We start from the raw sequence: 18546 nt of genomic DNA, 5'->3' as shown, positions 1-18546 counted from the left end.
TAGGAGCATAGCTCCGACTCTGTTTGTAGAGCATGGAAGATAAAAAGTTTTTAAGGTGCGTAGCACCGTCACCAGTTGCCAAATAATTTTTCAAAGCATGACAATTTGGGATGCACCCTTATTTTTTGAACATAGCCTGTCCCGAGAATCGGGAAACTTATAGATGGAAAAGAACTCATTTGTGGTTTTAGTTCCTTTTCATCTAGCGTTTTTGTTCAAAACCTCCTCTAAACTTCGGCTGCAATAAATACAATGTCCCTGCGGTCATCAGCAATAAGGCAAGAACAATCAAACCCCATTGGGAAAGGGTGGGAACATCTGCACCACCAGCTACGGTAAGTGTTGTAGCAGGGTCACATGCACTAGTTGTAGCCGTTGTAATATCACAATCGGTATATCCATATACTGCCAATACGGCAGCAAAGGTGGCACAAGGATTTATACTATAAGCCCATTCATTCGCAATCGAGTAATAACCGATAGCTCTATTATCCGTGATTCTTTCATAACAAGGGCATCCCTCAAGATCTGTAGCAGACCGAGTATAAGTTCCATCCATGTTAGCACCAGAATTTGTACATCCTGTGATTGTAAAAGAATCTGGCTGGGCAATAATAGGAGCATTGCCAAGACACAAAGCCAATACTATAAGACAAGTTTTGAAAAATAGACTAAGGATTGGGCTGTTGGGTTGTTGGGTTGTTGGGTTGTTGGGTTGTTGGGCTGAAAATCGCCATTTTGTTGAAATTGTTCATTGAAAATGTTTTAAAAAATTATGAAATTTGGATTAATCAAGAACTCGTATTTCCCTTAACAAAGGTTTGGGAAGTACTTCTATATATACAGTTGCGTTTTTTTGGAAAACATTAACAGTAGGAGAGAAAAAAATAAACTTTATTTTAAATAAAAAAAAAATAATGCAACAGAAGTAGATGAAAGCGAATATGAATATTGAAGGAATTGAAATCGCAACGGAGAAAATTCCTTTTTCTGTAAATCGCAAGGAGACAGTGCCTGTTCATTGACGGAAGAACAATAATACGCAGTATAATGAAGCTTTGTAACCTTTTGGTTGCAGGGCTTTTCTTTTGTTCATAGAAAATGCCCCATATTTATGCTCTGTGCCTAAGCCGCTTGTAGTGTAATTTGAAAAGATTGAAGAATGATATGGAGTTCTTGGGTAAACTCGCTTTTCATGTATTCGTATTGAGACAACATGGAAGAACTGCCCAATTTTCCTTTGTGTAATGCTATCATTTTATTGAGTTCCTCGATTTGTTCGGGTATATCAGAGACTCTTGCAATTCTGCCGTCTTCTATTTTAGGATTTTCCATTTTGATTTTTTGATGATGGATTTCAAATTTACGGAAAATAGATGGTTAAATGAAAGTTCACTAAAAAGGCTATATTTGTAGAACTTTAAAAGAAATTTTAGATATATACATTTGAAAATACTCAATAACAATATGTCTGTTAAAAATAAAAATCAAGAACGCATAAAAGTTCCTCTTAATAAATTATTGTTACATTCTCATGATTCTCCATCTACTGATACCTCTCAATCCATGAAGGTAAACTATGAACTGATTGAAGGAGACGTTATTCAAAATAGTATATTTCGCTATCTTTGTGGAGATAAAAATCAGTATATTGAGAATTTATTGCAAAGTTTCAAAGTTAATGGCTACGTTGAATTTCACCAAATTCAAGTTAAGGAAACGCATAATGGATATTATTTTACCTTGAAAGGAAATAGGAATGTTGCAGCACTGAAATTCATGGAAAGAAAATTTAAAGATGAAGATTATGATATAGGAGAATTAAATCCAAAAATATTTGAAAACGTTCCAGTTACATTAGTGAAGCAAAAGGCGAAAGATATAAAATTGGAGTTTGAAGATAGAGGGGTGAACTCTAATTATAATGTGTTTTTGAAAAAAATTACAGATGTAATAAAAGATTTAAATAAAACGCAAATTGTTAATTACAGTAACCGTTTACTTACAGAAACTTCAATGCCCATTGATGTTATTTATGATTTCCCTTCTAGTCAATTAGAATCTATATCACTAAAACAATACAAACACTTTGCTCCCAATTTAGAAGTCGGTTCTTTTAATAAAGTGAACATCATTGCAGGAGAAAATAATACAGGTAAAACTTCTTTTTTGGAAGCAATCAATTTATTGTGTCATTTGAATGATGTGAATGGATTATATGATGTTTATCAACGAAGAGGTAAATTCTTACAAGGCATTCCTACCGAATGGTTTAGTAAAATTCTTCCTTCAAAATTAAACTTATCAGGTGTATTTGACAACAAAAATTGTGCGATAGAAATAAAGAAATTCATAGATAATGATGCTACTCTTGATAGAACGGATTATTTAAGTTCTGTGAAATTATCTGCTACCTTCAATGAGGAAGTTTTAACTACGACTACACATCTATATGATAGAAAAGAAGCTGTTTTATATTATGAAAAAACTAAAAGCATTTGTAGAATAGTAATGTCAAACCCTTTTTCATTAATGGACCGTCAAATAATTCAACATTACCATGAAATTGCAGTCGAAAAAGGTGTTTTTAACGAAATTATAGCATTTATTAGAAACAATATTGATGATAATATACAAGATATTGATAAAGTAGGAGAAGGCTCACAATTTAGATTTTTGGTGACACACTCAAATAGCAGTCGGGCAGATAGAACAATGGATTTAACGGAATTTGGAGATGGGGTACAGCGTATTTTTTATATTTCAATGATGGTAGCCGCAGCGGAAAATGGTGTTCTTTGTATAGATGAAATTGAAAATGCTATCCACCATACTTTGCTCGTTAAATTCACTAAATTCCTACAAATATTGGCAGAACGCTTTAATGTTCAATTGTTTGTCTCTACACATAGTAATGAGTGCATAAAAGCATTTTTTGAGAACGATTATAAAAATGAGCAAATAACTGGCTTTAGATTAGAGCGAAAAAATGGAGAGGTTACCTACAAAAAAGCAGTAGGCAGAAAGCTGCAGTTGCAAATTGAGAATTTTTCACTGGATTTAAGAGGCTAATCAATTATGGCAAAGACATTGAGTTTACTCTTTTGTGAGGGCAAAGATGAACCGCCTTACATTTATAGGTTGTTGAAAGCAGATGGTTGGAGCAATAAAACAGACCAAACCTTAGATAACTACCCCGATGTTTTACGAAAATATATTGTGTCAGAATTGGCAAAGACTTCTGCTTTATCCGATACAGACCCTTGGAACAGGGGAATAGGCGTTTTGCCTTGGTATATCCTGCAAAAAAAATTACCTCCAACGAATCCGAATAAACATTTCATCGTGATATGGCAATTAGGAGGCGAAAGCCGTTATGATTTAGCCCGTCCCTGTATCGAATCTTTTTTAGTTGCTATTGATTCAGAATTTGAAGAAACTGAAGAATTTAGCTTGCAGATTGTGTTTTTCTATGATGCAGACGAGGCAATTTCCAATCGAATTGAAGCCATCCAAAAACATTACAAAGAATTACTTCCTGATTTTTGTACCAAACTTCAAATTGACCAAGCAATTCAAACGTACAAAAATGTGGATGAATGCACAAGTATTGGTGTCTTTGTATTTGCAAATGAAGAAGGTTCTGGAGCTTTAGAAGACCATTTGATTCCGCTTATGCGGAAGGATAATGAAGCAGTTTTTTCAGCAGCAGAAGAATACATGGATAAATTTGAAGGAAATAGACCTAAGAAATTTAGCCGTCAAAAGGCACTGATTGGTATAACTGGACAACTTCAAAAACCAGGAAAGAGTAATAGTGTGATGATTACAGACTGTAAATATATTACGAATACAAAAATAAATGCTGACGAGAATGTGCAAAAACTGATTCATTTTATTAGAGGGATAATAGAGTTGGAATAAAAAGACCTTTATTTTTTTGTAGAATTTAGCAGACCAACTTTAAAAATCAAAAAACGATGATTGCAGCAGAACCTCAAAAAACAAGCACAATAAACCCTATTGATGAATTGCACAACAAGGCAATGCACTTAGCCGATGAAGCCTTTCATGCCAAAAGAAAGGAAGATTTTGAAGCGGCTCAATCAAAATACAAAGCTGCTTTTGAGTACGAAAAAGCGGCAGCTATGTTGTTGATAAACAGCTATGAAACAGAACCAAGTCGTTCTGTCTTGTTTCGCAGTGCTGCTTGTTTGTTGTTGAATCTCCCTACTCCTAATCCGAGTGACTACAGAGAAGCAGAACGCATGATTGCTTTTGGTTTGTCGGGTTATCCTCCTGCTGAAATTGCAGTGGAGTTGAGAGAGGTATTTGAGGAAGTGAAAGAGAAGTGGAATAGTGATTTAGAGGTGGTTGATTGCACAAAGGAAGAGTAGCAACCTCAATAAATTTGCTGTTTAATTCTGACACTCAACCAAAAAACACCTCCATCCCAAAATCAGCATTCACCAAACCCAAACTATGTTTGTTGTGCTTCAAGCCAAAGGTGGTAATCAGCACCAATTGTATTTGTTTTTTGGTTTTGGTAGTTTCTTGAAAAACACGAATTTTCTCTCTTAATTTTTGGGCATACTCTTTCGTGACGGTGAATTCAACATTGTAGAATTTGACCTCACAAAGATTGATAATGTGGTCGTTGCGGTCAATCACCAAATCAATTTGAGTACCTTGTGTGTTTTCATCACCTTGTTTTAAAAAAGAGGAAGTAGTGGAATAAATGCCATTGACCTCCAATGCTTTCTTAATGTAAGCAATGTGTTTCAGGCAAACATTTTCATAGGCATAGCCACACCAAATTTTGTAGGGCTGTGTTTGACTAAGGCTTGTCCAATTTGGAGGATTGTGGAGGTTTTTTTCGATAAACCGCAAATAGAACAGCGAATACTCATCAATCAAACGATAGACTTGCCCTTTTTTCTTCTTTCCAAAAGGAGGGTACATGGTAATAAAACCTGATTGATACAATTCATCCAGAACTTGACTGACTCGACCGCCATCAGGTAACTTTGCTGCCCCCAGTATTTCACCTCTGTTCATACCACTTTGTTTGGTAGCCAATGCCCGAATGATGGCTACATGGTAATCAGAACGGTGAAAAAGAGCTGGGTAAAGGCTTAGAAACTCATCACTTAATAAACCATCCTCACTAAAGCAAATTTGATTGATGTTTTGAATGGCACTTTTACCGCTTTTGAGTTCCTTCAAATAGTGAGGAATCCCACCCATCACCATATAGAGTTGGAGCAATTGGTAATGGTCGAAATAGACAGCACGACTTTCGAGGTAGGCTTCGGTTTCGGAAAGCGTAAAAGGTTGTAGTCGAATGCGGTGGGTGACTCGATTGTGTAAGCCTCCTTTGTCTCTCAAAATCTTCTTAATCATCCAAGAAGCTGCTGACCCACAGAGTACGACAACGATATTTTGACGAACCGCCCAAGAATTCCAAAAGTAGCTTAGTCCTTTCAGAAAGTCCGATTTTTGAGTGGCTATCCACGGTACTTCATCAAAAAATACGACCCTTTTTTTATTTGCCTTTTGCGCTCGTAGCAAACGTACCAATACAAAAAAAGCATCTAACCAGTCTTTGGGTTGTTGAACCTCGGTATCTGGAAAAAACTCAATCAGTCGTTCTATAAAGTTTCGGAGTTGTTGGTTTTTGTCTGCATTTTGGATGCCCGATATTTCAAATACAATGTGTTCTTTGTAAACCTCTTGTATCAAAAAAGTCTTACCTACTCTTCGCCGACCAATAACAGAAATCATCTCGGCTTCATCAGATGCCAATGCTTCCTGTAAACGTGCAATTTCTTTGGTTCGCCCAATTAATTTTGTTGCCATTTTATATGGTATTGAATTATTTTGGTTCGGAATGTGGTAAATATACAAAGATTCCGAACCAAAATAATAAAAATCACTGCTCTAAAAACGAAATCAACTCCCCAAAAGCCTTTTGAGTTGTAGGGAAAATGATGTCATTACTGAATTTTTGGACTATAAGGATTTTAATCCAAATCCCCTTGTGCTTGGCTTTGAGGTTATTGTTTAATTGGTTAAGACAGTATCTATTCAGAGTAGAGGGATAACCAACAAAAAAATGCCCCACAAATTGTGAGGCATTTTTTTATTAAACTGAACTGAAACTGTTATTAGGGTTCAATAAGCGATAGGGTATTATTAGGTTTAGGATAAAAACAAGGGTTTTGGCGAATTTCTTTATTTCAAAAATTAGTTGTTTTTAGGGGTTATTTAGGTTTTCTTATGCTACAAATATAAGGGGGGGCATGGACTTTGAAAAATGAAATGGGATGAAAGGGAGTTTTTGGGGAGTGAATGAATCTTTGGTATAGTTCAATAAAGGAAAATAAAAAAGCCCCACAAATTGTGAGGCATTTTTTATAGGGTACAATAAAAGGGTATTAGGGGTAATGAGAGTTATTAGGGTATTATTAGGTTTAGGATAAAAACAAGGGTTTTGGCGATTTCATTGCTTTCAAAAAATTAGTTGTTTTTAGGGGTTATTAGGTTTTCTTATGACACAAAGATAGACTAAGAAATGGGTACTGAAAAATGAGACGGGATGAAAGGGAATTATTTGGGAGTGAATGGTGAGGATTGAGTGATGACCAATAAAAATGCCCCACAAATTGTGAGGCATTTTTTATAGGGTACAATAAAAGGGTATTAGGGGTAATGAGAGTTATTAGGGTATTATCAGGTTTAGGATAAAAACAAGGGTTTTGGCGATTTCATTGCTTCCAAAAAATTAGTTGTTTTTAGGGGTTATTAGGTTTTCTTATGATACAAATATAGAGAAGGTTATGAACTCTGAAAAATGAAATGGGATGAAAGGGAATTTTTTAAGCATAAATGGGAATATAGGTGTTATTTCGTGCGATCGGTGGTGAACCAAAGTAACTGTTCTAAGCCTCTACGCCCTTCATTATCAGGAAATTTTTTAAGGAGTTCCATTGCTTCCGCACGGTATTGTTGCATGGCTTCGGTAGCATATTCTATTCCACCACTTTCCCAAACATAGTCTATTACTTCCTTGACTTTCTTTTTGTTGTCATGGTGTTTTTTGATGGTATTGATAAGGTATTTTTTGTCTTTTTTAGAGGCATGGTGAATGGCATAAATAAGCGGAAGGGTCAGCTTTTTTTCTTTGATGTCAATGCCTGTCGGTTTCCCAATTTTTGTGTCTGCTCCAAAATCAAACAAATCATCTCGAATCTGAAAAGCGATACCAATTTTTTCACCAATATCCCACACCAATTTTTGAGTCTCCTTGTCTTCTGTGACAGATGCACAACCAATCGAACAAGAAGAGGCAATCAAAGAAGCTGTTTTTTGGCGGATAATTTCGTAATATACTTCTTCGTCCAAGTTCAATCTTCGGCTTCTTTCGATTTGCAGTAACTCCCCCTCGCTCATTTCCTTGACAGCCCTCGAAACAATTCTAAGTAATTCAAAATCATTATTTTCTACAGAAAGCAACATTCCTCTCGAAAACAAATAATCACCCACCAAAACGGCAATTTTGTTTTTCCAAAGCGCATTGACCGAAAAAAACCCACGTCGCTCATAAGCGTCATCTACTACATCATCGTGAATCAGCGTAGCAGTGTGCAACAGTTCGACCAAAGCTGCTCCACGATGGGTTGCTTCGGTGATTCCTCCCATCAATTTTGCTGCAAAAAATACGAACATCGGACGTATTTGCTTACCTTTACGTTGGACGATGTAATACATAATCTTGTCCAATAGCGGTACTTTGGTCTGCATGGATGCTCTAAACTTTTTTTCAAAAGCATCTAATTCTGCTGCAATGGGTTGCCTTATATCCTTGATGGTAAGGGACATAGTTGCTTTTTTTAGATTAGCTTCAAGTAGCATGATCTTATTGTGTTGGTTTGATAGAGATTTAACCAATAAGAAAGCATTAAAGTTTCTTTGTTTTCAGAATTTTCAATAAAAAATGAAAATTCACTTGCTAATTGAAATCTCAAAGCTACAATAACTTTGAACGAAAGACACAAGTAGCTAACCAAAAGAGAGAGTTATTTCCAAACAAATTCAGGATGCCATTGAACTTGTATCGTGTTTTTGTAGTTTTCATATTGAAATGTTAAACCATTTAACCAAACAATATCATGAAAGAAGGCGAAATTAAAATTGTGGTGAACAATAAAAAAGCGAGTTATGAATATTTTTTTCTTAACAAATACAAAGCTGGCGTTGTGCTAACAGGTACGGAGGTAAAGTCTATTCGCTTAGGGAAAGTCAGTATGAGCGATGCCTACTGCTACTTCAAAGATGGTGAACTTTGGCTGAAAAATGTCCACATTGCAGAATATGGCAATGCGGGTAACTTCAATCACTTCCCCAAACGTGATCGAAAGTTGTTGCTGAAAAAACGTGAGTTGAAGAAATTGTTGGCAAAATTGAAGGAAAAAGGACTAACGGTCATTCCTACCATGATTTTCTTCAATGACCGCCAGTTGATAAAAGTGGAAGTAGCTTTAGCGAAGGGTAAAAAATCGTATGACAAAAAAGATACGATTCGTGAGAAGGATGCGAAGCGAGATTTGGCGAGGACGATGAGTGAGCGGTATTAAATTGGAAATGAAGTAATGAAAATTGGGGGCTATACACTATCCATTTTTGCTAACCACGCCCTAAAATCAAAATAAGTAAATGCCTTTCGCTCAAAATTATCTGCCGATAATTCAGTGAGTTTGATTTGAAGTTCTTGAAAATGAGCCTTCAATTCCGCTTCTGTTTGGATAGTCGTCAGTCCACGCAAAAATTGAAGAACATGGTTTTCAAATTGATAGGTGCGGGTTTTGCGATAGAGAAAAGCATAGACCCTGCGAATCGTTTTTTTGAGATAGAGTGGATTTTGCAGTTCATAAGCCACCAACAAAGACAAGATTTTGGAGAAAGTATAGATGTCTTCTCGAAGGTTTTCGGCGGGATTGAGAGTAATTTTTTCGAGCCATTTTCGGGCATTTTTATACGATTTTGCGCCAAAAGCGATGTGAAAACTGTAAAAACACAACATTTCTTCTCCAATTTTATTCACCTTCCCTTTGAATTGCTGCAATCCTTCCTCCACTTTTTGCAGCAATGGCAGCCCCTCTTGATAGGTTTCTTGGGCAATGCAATGGAGGATGCTTTGGTAGTAATAGGCTTCAAAAAGTTTGATTTGTAGGCTTTCGGGTTTTTTCCATTTTTTATGGTGAATCATTTCTTCGAGCTTCAATAAGTAGCTGCTTCGTTCGGCTTCTTTACCCAATATACTGCTCATGTTCAGTAGATTGTTTATAGAAGTCACATATTGCATCGAATCCAATTGCAGCAGTTCGGGGCGGGACTCTAGGAGTTCAATCAGTTTTTTGCTGTAATCGTAGCAGTTGGCAAAATCTCGGATCATAAAGTAATAGGTCGAATAGGCTTTGTAGCGCAACAGTTTGGATTCGAGAGGAGTATCTGCTTCCTCTTTTTGCATCAAAGGCGATTGCAGCACTTCCGAAATTTTGGCTAAATCGTTGGGATTCGTAATCGCACCTTTGCGGTTTTGATGAAAATAAAGGCGTGCTTGCAGCAGCCAATAGTCGTTGATGTTTTGAAGCTGTTGAAGCGTGGTTCGTTCATTTTCAAATAGTTGGTGAATATCTTCAATGCTTACCTCCTCAAAAAGTTGGGCTTCCGCTATTTTTTTCTGCCAGCGAATGATTTCAGGTAGCAAAGCTCTTTTTTCGTAGTCCTCCGCCAATTTTTGAGCTTTCAGTACTTGACCTTGTGCTTGATAGAGCAATCGTTTATCGTACAAAAAGGCAATATTTCCCAAAAGCTCTCTAAGTTGCGCTTCAATAGAATTTTGGGCATGATAGATATTCATGCTTTTGAGGATGAGGTCGTAGAGGTAAGCTTTGGCAACCGCCAATCGTTTCACAAATTTCTCTCCTTCAAACTTTTTCAATATGGCTTCTTCTTGGTAACTTCGCTGCCCGTCAATGGCATCGAATAGCTGGACATAGTTGTTTTGATTGCCAATAACATGTCTGGAAGAATAGATTTTGAAGAATCTTTTCTCCGACTTGCTGAGGCTTTTAATCAATCGAAACAAGCTGTCTTTCCGCTTCATGTGGTTAAGATAAGGAAGAAATTAAAATGAAAACGAAAAATTTTATTAGCAATGTAGCGTTTCTCATTTTTTTGAATGTCATTGTCAAGCCATTTTGGGTATTTGGCATTGACCGAACGGTGCAAAATACGGTGGGAGCAGAGGATTACGGTACTTACTTTGCCTTGCTCAACTTCACCTTGCTGTTTCAAATTTTGCTCGACTTTGGTATCAACCAATTCAACAATCGGGCGGTAGCTCAAAACCACGAGAGACTCAATAGATATCTCCCCAACATTCTCCTTATAAAAATTGGATTGTCAGCAATTTACTTGATACTTTGCGTGTCGGGAGCTTATTGGCTGCAATACGATTCCTTTCAAATACACTTGTTGTTTTGGCTGTGCTTCAATCAAATAATGGCTTCTTTTGTCTTGTATTTTCGCTCCAACTTGTCGGGTCTTCATTTCTTCAAAAAAGACAGCATTGTGTCGGTCATGGACAAAGGGCTGATGATTGTAATTTGTGGAATCTTACTTTGGGCGAGTTTTTCGCCGAGTCCTTTTCGCATCGAATGGTTTGTTTATGCCCAAACCCTTGCCTATTTTCTGGCTGCTTTGGGGAGTTTTTGGATGGTATTTGGCGTAGCGACTAATCTGCAATTTAAGTTAGATATTTCATTGATTCGCAGCATTTTCAAAGAAAGTTATCCCTATGCACTTGCTGTATTGTTGATGAGTATTTATTACCGAGTTGATGGGGTGATGTTGGAATTCATGTTGAAAGAAAATGGGGCAAAAGAAACGGGGATTTATGCGGCAGCTTTTCGGTTGTTGGATGTCGTCAATATGTTTGCACTCATGTTTGCCAATGTTTTGCTGCCGATGTTTGCACGAATGTTGGCACAAAAAGAAGATGTGAACAGTTTAGTAGGTTTGAGCAGTGCCGTGTTGTATACTTTTGGATCAGCAGGTGCAATACATTGTTTTGTGTTTAGTGATTGGGTTATGCAGTGGTTGTATGTGGAATACACACCCTATTACGGACAAATTTTTGCTTACCTAATACTTTCCTTCATCCCGATTTCAATAACCTACACTTTCGGTACATTGCTAACCGCCAATGGTAGTATGAAGGTATTCAATGGAATTGCATTGTCGGGAATGTTGTTGAATATTGGCTTAAATAGTTGGCTGATTCCTACACAACAAGCCTTTGGTGCAACCATTGCTACTTTAGTTACGCAGGGCTTGGTTGGATTTCTGTGCCTCGTTTTTGCCATCCGAATTGTGGAATTGAAGGTGAAGTGGCAGGCGGTTTTGAAAGTTATATGTTACTTTCTCATCTGTTGGTCCATCGCTTACATTGCTTCAAATTTAGGTTTGGATTGGCGCATCAATATGGTGATAGGTATATTTAGCTGTTTGGTGGCCGCATTAGGAATTGGATTGTTGAAGTGGAAAAACATTGCAGGGATTATTTCTTAGGAGTGTCTGATAGCATTGCCTAAAAAATAATTTGCCACATTTGAGGTGAAGACTTTTGAAGTTTACTCTATTGAAGAATATTGATTTTCAGTACAAACTTCAAAAGTCCAACCTGAACTACTTGACTAAAAAGTAGTTTTTGATTAATAACTTCCTTTCAACAAAACGTCTTTGAGTATATTCTTGTTATCTCTTTTTATCAAAAGTGAGACATGTGCCCCTGGTCGGTGCAAACTGATCCGTTCTTGCAGTTCAGGCGCACTGTTTACCTTCACTCCTTCTACTTCCAAAATAATATCTCCTTCTTTGATATCTGCATTGGCTGCTGCACTGTTGATGTTCACATTCGCCACATATACACCCTCGACTTCATCCAATTTGTACCTCTTCGCCAATTTACCGTCAATACCTCGAATAGAAACGCCTAAAAATCCACGCTTTACTTCGCCAAATTCAATGATATCCGTCACCACTTTTCTAACAATATTGACAGGAACGGCAAATGCATAACCTGCATAATAGCCTGTGGGAGTAGCAATTGCAGTATTTACTCCAATCAATTGTCCGCTTAGATTGACCAATGCGCCACCGCTATTGCCAGGATTGACCGCAGCATCTGTTTGAATAAACGATTCAATCGCAAGGTTGTCCTCCAAAATATTGATATTCCGTGCTTTAGCACTTACAATACCTGTGGTCACGGTTGAAGCCAAATTGAAGGGATTTCCCACAGCCATCACCCATTCACCTACCTGCAATTTGTCCGAATCGCCAAAGTCAATACTCTGTAAATTGGAATCGCTTACCCTAATGACTGCCAAATCAGTAGAAGGATCTGTTCCAATTACTTGAGCATCTAAATTTCGCCTGTTGTTTAGAATCACTTCAATTGCACCTGCTCCTTCAATGACATGGTAATTGGTGACGATATAACCATCTTTTGAAATGATTACACCTGAACCTGACGAACCGCCACTGCCATTGCTACCTCCCCACATTTCACCCAGCGAAGAATTGTTGTTATTGGAAGTAGTTTTGATGTGGACAACGCAAGGGGTTGTATGAGCTGCAACGGCAGTGAAATCCACCATTGGCCCAGCAACTGTTGTAGTCGTATTTGGATAAGTAGTAATAGAACTATTGGTCGTTGTTTCAGCCACTAATGGAGTAGAAACAAATTGATTGCCAACCGAAGAGTCCCAATTGGTAGCGGTAAGTTTTTTATCAACAAGAGGCGTTGAATCTGTTTCAGGCTTCAATTGTAGGTAAATAATACCCGAGAGCAAAAACAGGGTGAATATCAAAAAAGATAGAATAGAATTACGCATAATCTTAAGAATTTTAGAAAAGAGACAAACTTCAAGGGCGGTGGTCAATGGTTAAACGACAAAGTAATAGGTAATGATACATCAAAAATGAGATATAATTGAGATATTAACAAATGTTAACGAGTTTTTGTCACATCCTGAACTGCAATAAAGTCATCCAAATTGCGGCGATCCAGTACACCCACTAACTGCGAAGATTGATCTACAACAGGTAATATATGTATTCTGCTCCTTTGCATGAATTGAAAAACTTCCTGAATATCTTGTTCTGCTTGCAAAAAAGGAATTTTACGAACGGTAATATCTGCAATAGTTGTCGTTTCTTCGTTTTTGATAGCCTCCATCAAATTTTTACGGTATAAAACGCCAATGGGTTTGTTCTCCTGCAAAACAATGAAACTATCTTCAGCACTTGCCAACAATACTCTTACTGCTTCGTTCAAGGAATCAGTGCCATTGAGGGTGATAAATTTTGTTCGCATTGCATCTCGGACTTTGAAACCTGAAAGTTTTGATTCGGTGTAAACCATGCGGTTTTCACCCATTGCTGCAATATATACAAATATGCCAATCAGGACTATGAAGGGTTGAAAAGGCGTTGTTAAAAACCCATAGGCTACAAACAAAATAGCAAATACTTGTCCAATAACACTGGCAATTTGAGTGGCTTTGACCCTTCCAATTTTCATTGCCAACAACGCACGTAACACCCTTCCTCCATCCATCGGAAAGGCGGGAATAGCATTGAAGCCAACCAAGCCTATATTGATCCACATAAGAGTAAATATAAATTTGTCGAAAGTATCTAATAGAGTAACCAATGTAGCAGAGCCACTTTCTTCGAAAGAAGTAGGCCCTGCAAATAAATAGAGGTAAAGTCCAAGTCCCATTGCAATACCTACATTGACCATTGGGCCTGCGATGGCTACCACAAATTCTTCAAAAGGTTTCTCAGGAATTCGCTCCAAAGAAGCTATTCCACCAATAGGATACAATACAATATGCAAAGTACGGACACCATATTTTCGAGCAGCAAGAGCATGCCCCATTTCGTGAAGGACAACACAAACGTACAAAAGCAACAAAAATATTTCCCCTCTCAAAATTGCCCATATATCTCCACCTGCTTTCGTCACATTATAGGCAATGTAAAGCAAGATAAATATAAATGTCCAATGAATAAATACCCCAATTCCCGATAGTTTGCCTATTCTTAAAGCTCCTTTCATTGAGCAACGTAGTTTAAAATATTTACAATCAGTAGATAAAATGTTTGCTGTTAAACAGAACAACAAATCAATTTGTTTTTGATATTAAAGTGAAAGAAAATAAAATCGTATCTTGCAAATTATTCTCTTTATTAAACATATATCTTAATGAATCCTCCTCCAAAAAATAAAAAAAATCAAATAAATATAGAACTAACAGAAGATATTGCGGATGGATTGTACTCAAATCTTGCCATTATCACACATTCTAATTCAGAGTTCGTTATAGATTTTGTAAAAGTAATGCCGGGAGTTCCAAAGGCAAAGGTAAAAGCGAGGATTGTATTGACTCCACAACACGCTAAAAAATTATTGCGTGCATTGAACGATAACATTATGAAATATGAAGCAACACATGGAGGGATTGTTGAACCGAAAACAAACAACGATTTGCCACCCATAAATTTCGGAGGACCACCATCACAAGCTTAATAAATTTAATGAATTGATTTTTTTGAAAGACAATAGCAAGCAGCGATTAAATGAAGTATGCGATTATAGACATTGAAGCTACTGGGGGAAGTCCTAAGAGAGATAAAATCACCGAGATAGCTATCTATTTATACGATGGGCAGGAGGTTGTAGATTCTTTTATTTCGCTTATCAACCCCGAAACAGAAATTCCGCCCTTTATCCGTAAGCTAACAGGAATCTCTAATGATATGGTATCTGATGCGCCAACTTTTGAAGATGTAGCCCCACGTATTCAAACGATTACAGAAGATGCCGTTTTTGTTGCCCACAATGTACAGTTTGATTATGCCTATGTTAAGGCAGAATTCAAACGATTGGGCTATGAATTTAGGCGAGAGAAACTTTGTACGGTAAAGTTGAGTCGAAAGATTTTTCCCGATCTCCCTTCCTATAGTTTGGGAAAATTGTGTGCTCAACTTGAGATTCCTCTCTCTAATCGGCACAGAGCTTCAGGGGACGCTTTTGCAACGGTCAAACTTTTTAATCTCTTGCGCCAAAATGATTCAGAGGAACATATCCAACATTCACTGAGTCGGAAAACCATTGAAGACCTACTGCCCAATGGGATGACCTTGGATTTTTTGGAGGATTTACCTGAGGAAACTGGAGTGTACTATTTTCACGATGACAAAGGAAACGTCATTTATATAGGCAGAACCAACGATATTCGCAGAAGGGTTATCCAGCATTTTGTGAACAAAACGCCTAATAGTAAACTCTGGTCAATGATACAAAACACTTTTGATATTAGTTCAGAAGTGACGGGTAGTGAGTTAATTGCAGAAATTTTAGAGTCCTATGAAATTGTGCGACTAAAACCCAGATACAACCGTTATATGCGTGCATCTGTGTATCAATATGGCGTTTTTAAAGCCTATGATAAACAAGGATATTTGAATCTAAGCATTCGAAAAATCCAAAAAGAGGAAAAAGTAACCATTGCATTTAGCAAACAAATACATGCACAGAGTGCTTTGGAAAAGGTGGCAAAGCAGTATAGATTGTGTGCAAAACTGTGTGGGCTAGAACCCCTTAAACTCAAAAAAGACCATCCTTGTGTGTATGTTAAGCAGCGATTGTGTAAAGGAGCATGTGTTGGCAAAGAAGATGCAAAGAGTTACAACTATCGTGTTCACAGGGCTTTATCCTTATTTGAATACCAACACGCTAATTTTATGATTATAGGAGAAGGGCGGACAATTCAAGAAAAATCAGTTGTGTGTATTGAAAATAACCAATTTATAGGTTTTGGTTATTTTGAACCAGAAGTAGAGCCCACAATTGACGTGGTCAAAGATGGATTGGTTTATTATCCTCCAAATCCATACATTGATAAAATCATACAGAAATACCTCACCAAAAACATTGGTGAAACGATAATAACTTTTTGATTTAAAATAAATTATCAGTATTTCTAAAAAATATGAAGTTGAATAGAACAGATATCCTACACGAAACCAAAATATGGGTAAACTAAAAAAATCGATAAATTGCAAAACATTTTCAGGGTTTAGGGCGTTATAGGTATGTAAGTAGTTGATAAGGCACAGAAATTATCGAGTAACAAGTTTTATCCCACGTTTTGTATTTTCAACTTCATTTCCCTCAATTAAAAGGGACAGGTTTTGTGAGATTCTTACCTAATTGCAGTGTGTATCATTTTTTTATCTCTCCGTGAGTATGCTTACCTATTTTTTAACTTATTTTTTTTAAAAAACTTCATTTTTTATGCAAGAAGGAACAGTAAAATGGTTCGATGAGGACCGAGGATTTGGATTTATTAAATTGTCAAACACACCTAGACAAAAAGACATTTTTGTACATATCAGAGACATTCACAATTCAGGCTATGATACCGTCGAAAAAGGCGATTTTGTAGAATTTGAACTACGAGAAGGAGAAAAGGGAGAAAGAGCAACTAATCTCACAGTTTATGAATACGTGTAATTTTTGATAAACTATAAGACATTAACAATCTTATGACAGCTAAATTTTGTGTATATAATTGTTTGCAACTAAATACACAAAATTACTTCATACAGAAACCAACGCAAGGTATTGAGTTTGATAATTAATCACTCAATACCTTGTTTTTTGTTGTATAGAATTAGACAAATCTTTGGATAAGCAAAAGCAAATACCTACCTTTGCGGAACTTTAAAAAAAAGGAACATATTATGCCAAAAATGAAGACACATTCCAGGGCTAAGAAAACTTTCAAAGTCACTGGTTCGGGCAAGATAAAGAGGGCAAAAGCTTACAAAGCTCACATTTTGACCAAGAAATCGCCTAAGCGTAAAAGACATCTTGGTAAATCTGGTTTGGTACACAAAAGTGATACCCCTCGCATCAAATTGCTACTCAACATATAAGATGTTAGTAAGCTAATATTTAATTTTTATTTTCTTATTATTTAAATAGTATCGAATTATGCCACGGTCAGTGAACTCGGTTGCTTCAAAAGCAAGAAGGAAGAAGATACTCAAAATGGCGAAAGGCTATTTTGGCAGAAGGAAAAACGTATTTACTGTCGCCAAAAATGCTGTTGAGAAAGGCTTAGTATATGCTTATAGAGATAGGAGAGCCAAAAAACGCGCTTTTAGAAGACTTTGGATTACACGTATCAATGCAGGTGTGCGTCAAGAAGGAATGAGCTATTCCACTTTTATACACGCTGCTCAAGAAAAAGGTATTGACCTCAATAGAAAAGTCCTCGCTGACTTAGCGATGAACCATCCTACTGCTTTCAAAGCAATAGTGGATTCCGTAAAATAAAAACGGATACTTTTCTACTGTGATGTAATCATTTATAGGTTTTCATAGTAATCTACGATTTAAGCCAGCATTGAAAAAATGCTGGCTTTTTTAGGTTAAGGTAATTGCTAATTATTAACAAAACAAACAATAAACTACATGAAGCATACCAAATTAAGTCTTTCCAGAATCGTAGCAGGCTGCATGAAGTGGGGCGTTTGGGGCGCAAATCTTTCTACACAAGGCTTTTTATCATTGATAAACGAATCCATAGAAGCAGGAGTTACGACCTTTGACCATGCCGACATTTATGGACACAATACCACAGAAGGGGCATTTGGCAAAGCCCTGAAATTGCAACCTTCTCTTAGGAAAAGTATGCAAATCGTAACAAAATGTGGCATCAAACTCGTCAATGAAAATCGCCCGCAACACAAAATCAAATCCTACGATACAAGTAAGCAGCATATTTTGTGGTCGGCAGAAAACTCTTTGAAGGAACTGCAAACCGATTTTATTGATTTATTCCTCATACACCGCCCTTCCCCTCTAATGAACCCCTACGAAATTGCAGAAGCTTTTCATCAATTGCAGCAATCGGGTAAGGTACTGCATTTTGGAGTGTCTAACTTCAATACAGAACAGTTTGAAATACTGAATCAATGTTTTCCATTAGAAAGCAATCAAATAGAAGCATCAGTATTACATTTACAACCCTTTTTAGACGGCACACTTCATCAGTGTTTACAGCACAAAATTACTCCAATGGCATGGTCGCCATTGGGTAGCGGAAAAGTATTTACAGATGTCCAACAAGGTCAAGCAAGTAGGGTGAGAAAAGTTGCCAATGATTTGGCATTGAAGTATGAAGCAGATGGCTTAGACCAAATTTTATTGGCATTTTTATTAAAACATCCCGCTAAAATAATCCCTGTTTTAGGCACTTCAAAAGCACACCGAATTCAAAGAGCTGTTGATGCACTTCAAATAGAATTGACACAGGAAGAATGGTTTGAACTTTGGGAAGCATCTATGGGACATGAAGTTCCTTGAGAAATTTCAAATACAAATCTGCCCTGAGGTTGAAA

Annotated in this window: 18 protein-coding genes; 11 read left to right on the top strand and 7 right to left on the bottom strand. The window is 37.0% G+C overall.

Annotation, left to right across the window (positions count from 1 at the left end; translation table 11 throughout):
- Positions 1-202 precede the first annotated feature (202 nt).
- Together R3E32_20455 and R3E32_20450 are read right to left on the bottom strand one after the other, a co-directional pair.
- Positions 203-643, bottom strand: coding sequence for an IPTL-CTERM sorting domain-containing protein (locus R3E32_20455; protein MEZ4887114.1), 441 nt, complete (start codon positions 641-643; stop codon positions 203-205).
- A gap of 482 nt (positions 644-1125) precedes the next feature.
- Positions 1126-1335, bottom strand: a complete 210-nt coding sequence (locus tag R3E32_20450; protein MEZ4887113.1) for a hypothetical protein — start codon at positions 1333-1335, stop codon at positions 1126-1128.
- Positions 1336-1467: 132 nt separating this feature from the next.
- Here R3E32_20450 and R3E32_20445 point away from each other — a divergent pair, with 132 nt between their 5' ends.
- Genes R3E32_20445 through R3E32_20435 form a run of 3 tightly spaced genes read left to right on the top strand, consistent with a single transcriptional unit; the run spans position 1468 to position 4397 of the window.
- Entirely contained in the window at positions 1468-3072 is a 1605-nt protein-coding gene (locus tag R3E32_20445) for an ATP-binding protein (GenBank protein MEZ4887112.1), read from the top strand.
- A 6-nt stretch (positions 3073-3078) separates the two neighbouring features.
- Positions 3079-3924 carry a DUF3226 domain-containing protein gene (locus R3E32_20440; protein ID MEZ4887111.1) on the top strand — a complete coding sequence of 282 codons (846 nt, stop codon included), beginning with the start codon at positions 3079-3081 and terminating at the stop codon, positions 3922-3924.
- A 56-nt stretch (positions 3925-3980) separates the two neighbouring features.
- Entirely contained in the window at positions 3981-4397 is a 417-nt protein-coding gene (locus R3E32_20435; GenBank protein MEZ4887110.1) for a hypothetical protein, read from the top strand.
- 34 nt (positions 4398-4431) lie between these two features.
- Here the strand turns inward: R3E32_20435 and R3E32_20430 are convergent, their stop codons facing one another.
- Both R3E32_20430 and R3E32_20425 read right to left on the bottom strand, forming a co-directional pair.
- Positions 4432-5859 (bottom strand): ATP-binding protein, encoded by a 1428-nt coding sequence (locus tag R3E32_20430; GenBank protein ID MEZ4887109.1) that lies wholly within the window; start codon positions 5857-5859, stop codon positions 4432-4434.
- A 1044-nt stretch (positions 5860-6903) separates the two neighbouring features.
- Positions 6904-7881 (bottom strand): polyprenyl synthetase family protein, encoded by a 978-nt coding sequence (locus R3E32_20425; protein MEZ4887108.1) that lies wholly within the window; start codon positions 7879-7881, stop codon positions 6904-6906.
- Between the two features lie 290 nt (positions 7882-8171).
- On the opposite strand from R3E32_20425, the gene smpB reads away from it, so the two are divergent.
- The gene (smpB, locus tag R3E32_20420; GenBank protein MEZ4887107.1) at positions 8172-8636 is read left to right on the top strand and encodes an SsrA-binding protein SmpB; all 465 of its coding nucleotides are present in this window, start codon (positions 8172-8174) and stop codon (positions 8634-8636) included.
- Positions 8637-8665: 29 nt separating this feature from the next.
- Here smpB and R3E32_20415 read toward each other — a convergent pair whose 3' ends face one another.
- Positions 8666-10168, bottom strand: a complete 1503-nt coding sequence (locus R3E32_20415) for a hypothetical protein (protein ID MEZ4887106.1) — start codon at positions 10166-10168, stop codon at positions 8666-8668.
- Positions 10169-10194: 26 nt separating this feature from the next.
- Between R3E32_20415 and R3E32_20410 the strand changes: the two genes are divergently transcribed.
- Entirely contained in the window at positions 10195-11634 is a 1440-nt protein-coding gene (locus R3E32_20410) for an oligosaccharide flippase family protein (GenBank protein MEZ4887105.1), read from the top strand.
- A gap of 143 nt (positions 11635-11777) precedes the next feature.
- On the opposite strand, the gene R3E32_20405 is transcribed toward R3E32_20410, so the two are convergent.
- Together R3E32_20405 and R3E32_20400 are read right to left on the bottom strand one after the other, a co-directional pair.
- Positions 11778-12962, bottom strand: a complete 1185-nt coding sequence (locus R3E32_20405; GenBank protein MEZ4887104.1) for a trypsin-like peptidase domain-containing protein — start codon at positions 12960-12962, stop codon at positions 11778-11780.
- Between the two features lie 116 nt (positions 12963-13078).
- Positions 13079-14191, bottom strand: coding sequence for a site-2 protease family protein (locus R3E32_20400; GenBank protein ID MEZ4887103.1), 1113 nt, complete (start codon positions 14189-14191; stop codon positions 13079-13081).
- 147 nt (positions 14192-14338) lie between these two features.
- Between R3E32_20400 and R3E32_20395 the strand changes: the two genes are divergently transcribed.
- The 6 genes from R3E32_20395 (at position 14339) to R3E32_20370 (ending at position 18511) form a co-directional block, all read left to right on the top strand.
- Positions 14339-14662, top strand: a complete 324-nt coding sequence (locus R3E32_20395) for a DUF3467 domain-containing protein (protein ID MEZ4887102.1) — start codon at positions 14339-14341, stop codon at positions 14660-14662.
- A gap of 50 nt (positions 14663-14712) precedes the next feature.
- The gene (locus R3E32_20390) at positions 14713-16095 is read left to right on the top strand and encodes an exonuclease domain-containing protein (protein MEZ4887101.1); all 1383 of its coding nucleotides are present in this window, start codon (positions 14713-14715) and stop codon (positions 16093-16095) included.
- 337 nt (positions 16096-16432) lie between these two features.
- On the top strand, positions 16433-16651 hold the full coding sequence (locus R3E32_20385; protein ID MEZ4887100.1) for a cold shock domain-containing protein: 219 nt from the start codon (positions 16433-16435) through the stop codon (positions 16649-16651).
- Between the two features lie 230 nt (positions 16652-16881).
- Positions 16882-17076 (top strand): 50S ribosomal protein L35, encoded by a 195-nt coding sequence (gene rpmI, locus R3E32_20380; GenBank protein ID MEZ4887099.1) that lies wholly within the window; start codon positions 16882-16884, stop codon positions 17074-17076.
- A gap of 58 nt (positions 17077-17134) precedes the next feature.
- Entirely contained in the window at positions 17135-17479 is a 345-nt protein-coding gene (gene rplT, locus R3E32_20375; GenBank protein MEZ4887098.1) for a 50S ribosomal protein L20, read from the top strand.
- A 138-nt stretch (positions 17480-17617) separates the two neighbouring features.
- Positions 17618-18511 (top strand): aldo/keto reductase, encoded by an 894-nt coding sequence (locus R3E32_20370; GenBank protein ID MEZ4887097.1) that lies wholly within the window; start codon positions 17618-17620, stop codon positions 18509-18511.
- Positions 18512-18546 lie beyond the last annotated feature (35 nt).

The organism is Chitinophagales bacterium, from assembly GCA_041392475.1.
Classification (GTDB): domain Bacteria; phylum Bacteroidota; class Bacteroidia; order Chitinophagales; family UBA2359; genus JAUHXA01.
The sequence above is the reverse complement of the archived record's forward strand: the minus strand, read 5'-3'. Positions and strand labels throughout refer to the sequence as shown.